Below are 9,566 nucleotides of genomic sequence, written 5' to 3'. Positions count from 1 at the left end.
TATAATGAATTATTCGTTAACTTCCAAGTTCATAATTGAACAGGTGGGACAAAAAAATTAATAAAAAGACCTTCGGTTGATAAAGCGGAGTGTGCAGATAGAAGAGAGGTATTAGAAAAGACAGCCAAGATATCGTATAGAGAACGCCATACCATATAAATCGAAAACATTTTGGGAACTCGCTTAACAAATTGGACAGACGCATGGAGAAATTCATTGTTATGGGACGCTTTATAAAGTATATTCATGCTGGCAATGGACAACGCTTAAAGTTAAGTATTATCTTATGCGGGAGGTCATTGCTTCTTGAAATTTGAACTAGGACGTTGCTTACTGAATGAACGATTGATGGAATCCGGAAAGTCAGCGGAATGGCTGGCAAAAGACTTGCTTTTTAAACCGGAACGAGTTTACGACTTTATTGAAAACAAAAGAGTGATGCCACTCAAAATTGCCATATCGATCGCCGATTCCATCGGTTGTGATGTTCGTGCCTTGTATGAATTACTTCCGAACGATAGTGAAGTAAAGGGAGATTAATGGAATAAGTGGTAGGTTGCATTAAGACTACGAATGTGATCCATTAAGCTAAGATATTGGGAAACGTGTAAGAGGACAAATATGGATGAAAAGACCGGCATATAGCCTGTACAAGGAACTGGAGCCACTCAGTAAACATGCATTCTTCAATGGATTGGACAGACACACCCAATTTGCGTAGCAGCAGAATGTGTGCCAGTTGGTAGACTCTTGATCCATGCCGTATATCCGATATAGATTATTGTCTGTATAAGCAGGCTCTAGAAAACCTTCTCTTCGAAATATCGAATTTGATATACGGATACGTTCATCAATTTGGCTAATTCACTAATCCTAATTTCACGCTACATCACGTTCACTCCTAAAGATAATAGCTCGGCATATATCCAAGATATCCCTTAGGTCAAATCTAAAGGTTAAGGTATCGATCGGCAAAACTTTATTTTTAGAATGAAACACAATGCAGGTTGACAAGATCAGACCACAATTGTACTATTTAAGTGTGACTACAGGTGTAGTCATAACTTGATTTTGGAGGGTTTAGGCATGACAAAAATACCACCCATCACGGATGCGGAGCTCGAGGTTATGCGCGTATTGTGGGCCAGTCCGAATTGTCCTTCCAGCGAGGTCGTCAAGCAATTGGCGGAACAAGTGGGGTGGAGCCCGAATACGACAAGGACGCTCCTGAACCGTCTAGTGCAGAAAGAAGCGGCGGGAACAACACAGGAAGAGGGATCCAAACGAAACTTTTTGTTCTATCCACTCATCAGCGAACAAGAATATTTGAAGTCGGAGACCAAATCGTTCATGAAGAAACTGTATGGCGGCGCCTTGAAGCCCATGCTCGCTAATTTTTTGCAGGATAAGAAGCTGAACGAGAAAGAAATTGATGACTTGAAAGCTTTATTTGACGAGAGTCGTAACAACGATGAGCGATAAGAAAATTGATTAAAGGTAGAACCATTCAGCCTAACGTCGAACCGCCGCGTAAATCGCGGTTTTTTTATTAGTATGATTTCACAAAATTACCCAGCATACTATTATGAGACGATGCAACAACCCCTAAAGAAAAACGAAACTATGTGAAGACCGGCATCGCCGATTTAATCTTCCACGACCTTGGACTGCTTCCAACGCCAGGTACGCCGGAACCGGAACTTTGGGGTGGAAAAGTAACTAGTCTCAAAGCGCTGTCCAGCCTTAATCCGGATCATGTCATCCTGTTGGTGGACAATAATCAGAACGTGCTAGAGCATAGTAACATTTGGAGCAGTATACAAGCCGTCAAATCCGGGAAGGTGTACCGGATGACGAGCAGACAGAATTACAACAAAGCATTTTTGCCTTAGGCAAAAAGAAGCTGCTCGAGCAGATCTCCAGCCAGATCCTACAACAGCAATAACGAATCCGTCGTACGATCAAACTGCTCTCCGGAGGAGTTTTTTTTATTTCATGGATACTCGAAAAGGGTCCGATAAAATAGTGTTGACAAATTATGACTACAACTGTAGTATTAAATTATAACTACACGTGTAGTTTTAAAAACAGGATCACAGGAAGGAGTTTTCCACATGAAAGCAGCATCAAAATTCGCCATCACAACCCTCAGCAGTGTTCTACTATTGGGTTCATCGATGAACCTTGTGGTAGACGCGGCTTCTTCCAAGTCAGCCCAGAAGTCGACGGCTAAAAAGGCAGCCGACCAAGCTCCAACAGCAGCGGAAAAAAAGGTGGTTGACGCAGAAATTAAGAGAGTAAAGGATTTGACCGCTAAGACAGGAGATACCTACGTCATGTATTATAAGTACAAGGGACTCAACAGCGGACTTGATCTTAACTACTGGGGGCTGACGAAGGAATACGCTTCCTTTGATGAATATCTCCAGAAAGCATCAACCTTAAAAGGCGTTATCTTGCAAAAGCCCTCCAACCTGCCAGAAGGTTACACTTTCTCCAAAGCGAGAATCGGAGGACCCTTGGGAGGCAAGTTCATCGATGATTTAAGAGCCGAAGGGAAGAAGAGCGGCAAACCGGTCTTCACGAAAAAAATGGACTGGAAAGAAGCAGACGATATTCGCCTGGAATACACGAACGGGGAAGATACGCTTGCGATTACGAAGTTTGTGGTGGATGCGAAGGAAGGGAAGAAGAAAGGTTATTTTGACGATAACCTTCCGGCAAACATTTTCCCAAAATACATTTATTGGCAAGATAGCGGCAAATTCGGATACAGCCTTTCAACTTCATCCGATATCACCCGAGAACAGAAGATTGAAATTCTAAAATCAGCGGTCAAGAAGTGATAGGTTGCCTCGAGCATGCGCAGCAGTTCGCCCATCCTATGCATTCTGCGCAAGTTAGATTTGGAGGTTGTATATATGAACCGAATACCATCCATAACGGATGCAGAGCTCGAAATTGTGCGGGTATTGTGGCTAAATCCAGATTGCTATTCTAGTGAAGTTGTTCAACAAATGACTGATCGAATGGGCTGGAGCTCGAATACGACCCGAACGCTTCTTAGCCGACTGGTACAGAAGGAAGCGGCGGGCGTGAAGCTGGAGCAGAGTTCGAGGCGTAAGCAATTATTTTATCCTAGGTTCAGCGAGCAAGAATATCAGCGTTCCGAGACTACTTCCTTCATGGAGAAAATGTATGGTGGATCCATTATGCCGATGTTGGCTAATTTCCTCCAAGATAAGAAGCTGAATAGGCAGGAAATTGAGGATTTGAAGACGTTATTCGACAATAACGGCAGAATTGGGGAGCTAGAAAAGAGAGAATCTGAATGAGTCCAAGCTTATACGAAACTGTTGTGTCATTCTTTGGCTGGGTAATCCAGGGATCGTTCATGGCAGGCATTCTGGTCATGCTGATCTTGATTCTGCAATTCATATTCCAAAACAAACTGGAAGCCAGATGGAAATATTTGCTCTGGATACCCGTGGCGATCCGCTTGCTGCTTCCTTGGGCACCAGAGTCTTCTCTTAGCCTTTATAATGTATTGTCTCTGGAATCCTTCATGCCCGGCATTCACCAGCAAATGCAAGATCCATCGATTAGTGCAAGCGAGACAGGAGAACAAGTAAAGGGTTCTGTGGCGGAAAAATATGGAATTGTCGTTGGGATAACGGAATTAGCACCCACGGATACATCAGGAAGCAAGCCGGAGAGCCATTTCTGGTGGAATGAAATTACATCCATGGGCTTTGTTCCAGTCTTGGTACTGATCTGGCTTACGGGTGTACTGCTTCTCGTCGCGAAAATCATATACGATCAGCTGCGATTGCAATATGCCCTGCGCGCTGGTAGCCGTATAGAAACGCCTTTGTTATTGGCCTTGTTCCATGAGACACGGCAGCAGCTCGGCGTGAAGCGCAAAGTTGAATTTGTTTCCAGCGAGCGTATCCCCGGTCCAGCCGTCATTGGGTTTTGTAAGCCGACAGTCGTCATCTCTCCAAGTCTACTGAAGTCGCTGCACGAAGGACAGCTTCAGTATATCTTGGCGCATGAATTCGCTCATGTCCGTCGCTGGGATGTAGCTGTGAATTGGATCATGCACTTGATTCTGATTCTCCATTGGTTCAACCCACTTGTATGGCTTGTAGTGAACAGAGCGCGACAAGATCAAGAGATGGCCTGTGATGCCTTCGTGCTGGATCGGATGAGACCACAGCAAAATAATGCGTATGGGCAGACGATCATCCAAGTGTTGGAACATTTCTCGGGAGACCATCGCCTGCCGGGACTTGCCGGCCTATCTGCGACACATAAACAAATGAAAAGGAGACTTATCATGATCAAACAATTCAATAAAAAATCATATCGCCTTTCTATCTTAGGGATGACAATCATTCTCGCGCTTGGCAGCGTGACGCTGGTCAATGCCAAGGAAAAAGATGATGGGAACGCAACGATAGCTGTTTCGGTACAATCAGAAGCTGGGGATCGTCAATTAGATATCACCTATCCTGAGGAATTCAATGGGTCTAAGGTAGACCGCGCGTTGTATAAGCAAGAAATGGATAAAATGAATAAACTAGCGGCGGATGCAGCTAAGGCACTTCCTGCAGAGGATAAAAAATATATCGACGATGAAATCAATCGCGTGAAGGAATTGGTTAAAGAGACGGGTGACACGTATGTCATCTATCATAAATATAAAGCGTTGAACAGCGGACTTAATCTTAGCTATTGGGGGCTGACGAAGGAATATGCTTCCTTTGATGAATATCTTCAAAAAGCAGCAACCTTAAAAGGCACTGTCTTGCAAGAGCCTTCCAACCTCCCAGAAGGCTACACTTTCTCCAAAGCGAGAATCGGAGGACCCTTGGGAGGCAAGTTCATCGATGATTTGAGAGCTGAAGGGAAGAAGAGCGGCAAACCGGTCTTCACGAAAAAAATGGACTGGAAAGAAGCCGACGATATTCGCCTGGAATACACGAACGGGAAAGATTCGCTTGCGATTACGAAGTATAAAGTGGACGCCGATGGAAGCAAGAATAATGGATTTTTTGACGATGATTTACCAGAAAATGTTTTCCCGAAATACGTTTTTTGGCAAGATGGCGGTAAATTTGGATATAGCCTTTCAACCTCATCGGATCTATCACGACAAGAGAAGATCGGCATTCTGAAAGCTGCAATTAAAAAATAACATCTCAAGGCAGGCGCCCATATCGCCCTAGAAATAGGGTCGATATGGGTTTTTATGTTGGAAAAATTGATATAAGTGAATGTTTATCTTAGTAAATTGCTTATCATATAAATCGTGACCCTTCTTTGAAGCCCAACAGGCGCTACTATATCGGCAGGCTGTTGGGCCAGATGTATTGTCAAGCCAAGTGCGGGAGCGGACCTCCTTGGGACGCTGTTTTATCGATTTACCCACTCATCCATGGGCCGTTTTCTATTCTCTCAACAGTCGTGTTAGTGGAATACACTTGTGCAGAGTATCTGTTTAAAAAAACTATAAGTGATACCTTTTTAAGGTTAATGTAAGGTTCCTTTAAAACTCGTGTAAAGTAAGAGCTTTATACTAGTCTTCGTACACACTCGAAGATCTACGATCATGATTAGGAACTTATCATTAGGAGGAGTAACATGAATAAAATTAAACATTGGAATACTAAACTACCGAAGTGCATGATTGCCGGCAGTCTTGTTGTCGCATTAAGTACAGGCCCTGTTATCGGGACGGGGATAGCGATGGCGGCGAAACCAACGATTCAGAACGATTCGTTGCTAGAAGCCGATGCGGCTGTTCATCAGCTTGCGCGCTATCAAGTAGACGCAAGGCTTGATGAGAAGAAGATGACGATTCACGGTACAGAAACTGTGACCTATCGAAACAACACGAAGGATACACTGGACAATATTGTATTTCACACCTTTGCAGATGCAAACCGTTCAAAGGTAACACAGTCGGGTATATTCGAAAATTCAAATGAACGAATGGCAAAGGAAAATCCGGATAAGAAACCTGAAGATTTCCTGGGCGGTATTGACATTAACAATGTGAAGTCGTTAGGTCAACCCTTGAAGTTCGATAATACGAATCAGGCACTTAAGGTTACATTGGGACAAGCATTGCAGCCCGGGCAATCTATCACACTGGAACTTGAATTCGACGTAAAAATTCCTTATGGCTCACAGCGGTTGTCCCATTACAAGAATATCATCAATGGCGCTCATTGGTTCCCTGTGCTTTCGGTCTATAACCCTGCAGATCATACGTGGGACAAAACTCCTTACAGCACTACATTTGAATCCGATTATTATGATTCTGCGGATTATCAGGTAACCATGAATGTACCCGCCGATTACCAGATATCCATGCCTGGAACACTGACCGTACAGGATGCCGAAGCAGGCCGCAAGATGGTAACGGCCACTGCGAATAATACGAGAGAATTTGTCTTCTTCACGAGTCCGGATTTTAAAGTAGAAAGTGTTACACGAGATGGTCTGACCATACAATACTATTACTTTGATAATCAGAAAGACAAAAAACAGATTATCGATCAATATATTGATCAAGCGTTTAAAGTCATTAACTTCTTCAGCGAAAAATATGGTAAATATCCTTATCCGGAGTTCAGAATTGTTGAATCGTACGTTGAAGGGGTCGCTGTTGAATTTTCACGAATGATTCAGATGGGCATGATCGAGGGTCAGCCAGATATTTCAAACCATTCAGCATTTGTCCATGAAATTGCGCATCAATGGTTCCACGCATTAATTGGAAATAATTCCGAGAAGGAATCATTTCTAGATGAAGGATTTGCCGATTTCTCTATGGTTTATTTCTATGAGAAACAAGGAAATCCGTTAAATGGATTCAAGGTGATTCAATTCGATGAAGTATCGATAGATAGTCCGCTTGATGCGACCAATGATAAGGTTGGGGATTCTCCCGACGCCATTTTTTATAAAAAAGGCCGTCAAGCCATCTATGAGTTGTATCGTACGCTTGGCGAAGAGAAGTTTGATGAGTTGATGCAGACATATTTTGACCAGTATGTATACAAAAATGCGACGATCGAAGGACTGCTTCAGGTTGTTGAGAACAAAGCGGGCAAAAAGATCAGAGATGATTGGGAAGCGGATTTGCGCCAGCCCAATTATTCTTTGAAGTCTGAATATCGTCTAACAGCGGACGAGGAAGCCGCTTATATGTACGAGCAATTTAAATCAATATACCATTCGGTGTTTGTGCAGTTTCCAGAGGTTCCGTCTGAAACGATGAGCCGAATTATCGATAAAACGTTGCAGGGCGAGCCGCTAACGATTATCTTGAGCGACCGTTTGACATCGGACAAAGCAACAAAACAACAGGATCAACTGCTCAAACAGTTTCAAGGCTTCTTCCAAATAGCAGGAATAAAGCCAACGATTATAACGGAACGTCAAGTATTAAAAAACAAGTTTAAGAAGGAGCTAGGGGACAGTAATATCATTGTCATTGGCAAACCGGATGCGAATGGGTTTGTACAAGCCTTGAAGTCCGGCATCATCAAGCGTGCTGATACAGTCGGTTTTAAATGGCAGGAAATCATGAAAAAGTCTAATCAATCCGGAGCCTACATTATCAAACATCCGTATAACCAGAATCGTCTCATGTTGCATTATTTTTGGACAGGGGACTACTTGAGTGATCAGACGGCAGATCCATTTATGGCAAAAGCATTGGAATCATTGAATTTTTCAAACCATTTCTATCAATATTATGTTCTGAATAACGCAGGTAAGAGCAGCAGCGAACAAAAGATCGAAAATCCGTATGCGAAACTATTTGCAGAATAATAAATCACAGGGCAGTCTTATTCCCGAGGGAGTTCCATGGTCGTTGATTTTGGAGAATTTTTTTTTTGTAAACATAATAAGGATTCTCAGGAAAATGTAAAACCAAACCTCAGAAAAGGAGTATATAGAATGGGGTGATGATGGATAAGCTTTTTTGTAATTATGATACCACGTTGAATAACGGTTTTATAAACGGCCAATCGTAACAAAGGAACCATTACTCCAGAAACTGGCTACAATGTGCAAATAAACAAATACCCTAGTGTATTATGCCTGTAAACACAAAATAATTATATGAATGAACGTAGCCCTGGAATGACATCATAAGGAAGTAGTATACATCTCAATTTCCAGAGGAGGATATCTTTTATGGCTCACCAGAAGAGAAGGAAGGAAGCTGCCTGGAAGTCACGAAAGCAAGAACAGCATCCCCATGGTAAAATCAAATCGCTTAAGGGATTGTCCAGCGAATATGAAGATAAGAATACTACTTTTTAAGAGAAAGACTGTCGGAGAAATTTGCCGGCAGCCTTTCTGCATTAGGACTATTATTATCTGTACAACGGGCACGGAGACATGGTGCAGATGGTAGTTATAAGAGGCAGCTCAGCCTGTCGTTTTTTTACTCTAAGGATCTCTGCCGTTGGTTTTCATTGGAATTGATAGAAAAACATGTTGGAAAAAGTAATTAGGGGACATACATAAATATATGAACAATAATAATAATGTAACAAATGACATTAACGCTATTCCCTCGCTTGTACCAATCCAAGCGTCAGATTGATCGCTATAACCGTTGCCTTCGCAATTAGCGGAGTGTCTAGGGGTTACACGCAAGAGCCATTTCACGGTGCTTTTTCGCTCCTTCCTCCGTCAAAATGACCGGTCTCTGACGGACATCGTCACGTCGAAACCATTTTATTTAATTCGTTTGATTGCATCAATAAAATTGATTCAAGTGCTGTCTTTATTGATTAAATTAAAAATGTTATAGAGAATGAAACAATTAGTAAAGCAAGGGCCGTTGCTAACTTTCCTTCTGTTACGCTTCCACCACTGATAAGAGCACCTACTGTTTTACTCCAAATTGAAAAGCTATAACACAGTTAAAGTAACTGGCCACCGTTTTTTTGACGTTAGAGAGAGCCACTTGAATTTTTATAGTATTCAATAAGAACATCTATATTTAGATTTTGAAACTCTATTTCTGAGAGTTTCTCATTTATTCTGTCGCTTCTGTATGCTCTAAGAAACAAGGCCTTAAAGGATTACGTAGATTCCTTTGTAAAAAAACATGACTAAACTCCAATCAAATTGCTGTAAGAACGCTATTTAACGACTGTAAACAACCGTGATTAACCGGTTGTTTTTTTGCATTAGAAAGGGGAAATCGGCAATGGACCAAGTTCTTGTCCTCCGACAGGATAGCTGTAAGAGACAAGAACTTGTACCGATTGCCGATAATGGACAAGAACATGTTACTATTGCCGATTTGATAGGTGTCTATTTTGATTTACTAAATACAAAAAACTATATATCTGCAGGGAATAATGCGATGCTTGTCGGCACCTCTATATAGTCCAATAGTGGAAAAAAATGAGAATGGAAAGCTCTATGAGATCAAGCAAGATCATTAAGAGACATTGTTTCACGGTTGGCTGTGCTGTCATTCCTTTCTGGAGGAAGCGAAAGAAGGGATCATTAGTGCCGGGAAATTT

Annotated in this window: 9 protein-coding genes and 1 pseudogene; 9 read left to right on the top strand and 1 reads right to left on the bottom strand. The window is 42.2% G+C overall.

Features of this window, described 5'->3' with window-relative positions; translation table 11 throughout:
* The first annotated feature begins 306 nt into the window (after positions 1–306).
* Positions 307–540, top strand: coding sequence for a hypothetical protein (locus UQ64_RS10990; RefSeq protein WP_060623508.1), 234 nt, complete (start codon positions 307–309; stop codon positions 538–540).
* Positions 541–676: 136 nt separating this feature from the next.
* On the opposite strand, the pseudogene UQ64_RS29995 reads toward UQ64_RS10990, so the two are convergent.
* Positions 677–851, bottom strand: a pseudogene (locus UQ64_RS29995) (MerR family transcriptional regulator); the annotation flags it as partial.
* Positions 852–1,086: 235 nt separating this feature from the next.
* On the opposite strand from UQ64_RS29995, the gene UQ64_RS10985 reads away from it, so the two are divergent.
* The 8 genes from UQ64_RS10985 to UQ64_RS10960 all read left to right on the top strand — a co-directional run bounded on the left by UQ64_RS10985 (position 1,087) and on the right by UQ64_RS10960 (position 9,427).
* Positions 1,087–1,482, top strand: coding sequence for a BlaI/MecI/CopY family transcriptional regulator (locus UQ64_RS10985; protein ID WP_060623507.1), 396 nt, complete (start codon positions 1,087–1,089; stop codon positions 1,480–1,482).
* Positions 1,483–1,625: 143 nt separating this feature from the next.
* Positions 1,626–1,892: a TroA family protein gene (locus tag UQ64_RS30780; RefSeq protein ID WP_156417512.1), complete on the top strand. Its 267-nt coding sequence runs from the start codon at positions 1,626–1,628 to the stop codon at positions 1,890–1,892.
* 222 nt (positions 1,893–2,114) lie between these two features.
* Positions 2,115–2,846, top strand: a complete 732-nt coding sequence (locus tag UQ64_RS10980; RefSeq protein WP_060623506.1) for a hypothetical protein — start codon at positions 2,115–2,117, stop codon at positions 2,844–2,846.
* A 75-nt stretch (positions 2,847–2,921) separates the two neighbouring features.
* On the top strand, positions 2,922–3,335 hold the full coding sequence (locus UQ64_RS10975; protein ID WP_060623505.1) for a BlaI/MecI/CopY family transcriptional regulator: 414 nt from the start codon (positions 2,922–2,924) through the stop codon (positions 3,333–3,335).
* A complete protein-coding gene (locus UQ64_RS10970; protein ID WP_060623504.1) occupies positions 3,332–5,200 on the top strand; it encodes a M56 family metallopeptidase in 1,869 nt (622 codons plus the stop codon). Before UQ64_RS10975 ends, UQ64_RS10970 begins: the two co-directional genes overlap by 4 nt.
* A 446-nt stretch (positions 5,201–5,646) precedes the next feature.
* Positions 5,647–7,848 (top strand): M1 family metallopeptidase, encoded by a 2,202-nt coding sequence (locus UQ64_RS10965; protein ID WP_060623503.1) that lies wholly within the window; start codon positions 5,647–5,649, stop codon positions 7,846–7,848.
* A gap of 369 nt (positions 7,849–8,217) precedes the next feature.
* On the top strand, positions 8,218–8,346 hold the full coding sequence (locus UQ64_RS32045) for a DUF6254 family protein (RefSeq protein ID WP_234540893.1): 129 nt from the start codon (positions 8,218–8,220) through the stop codon (positions 8,344–8,346).
* An 898-nt stretch (positions 8,347–9,244) separates the two neighbouring features.
* The gene (locus UQ64_RS10960) at positions 9,245–9,427 is read left to right on the top strand and encodes a hypothetical protein (RefSeq protein ID WP_060623502.1); all 183 of its coding nucleotides are present in this window, start codon (positions 9,245–9,247) and stop codon (positions 9,425–9,427) included.
* Positions 9,428–9,566 lie beyond the last annotated feature (139 nt).

It is taken from the genome of Paenibacillus etheri, assembly GCF_001012825.1.
Lineage (GTDB): Bacteria > Bacillota > Bacilli > Paenibacillales > Paenibacillaceae > Paenibacillus_AQ > Paenibacillus_AQ etheri.
Note: the sequence above shows the minus strand (reverse complement) of the source record. Positions and strands in the feature narration are given on the sequence as shown.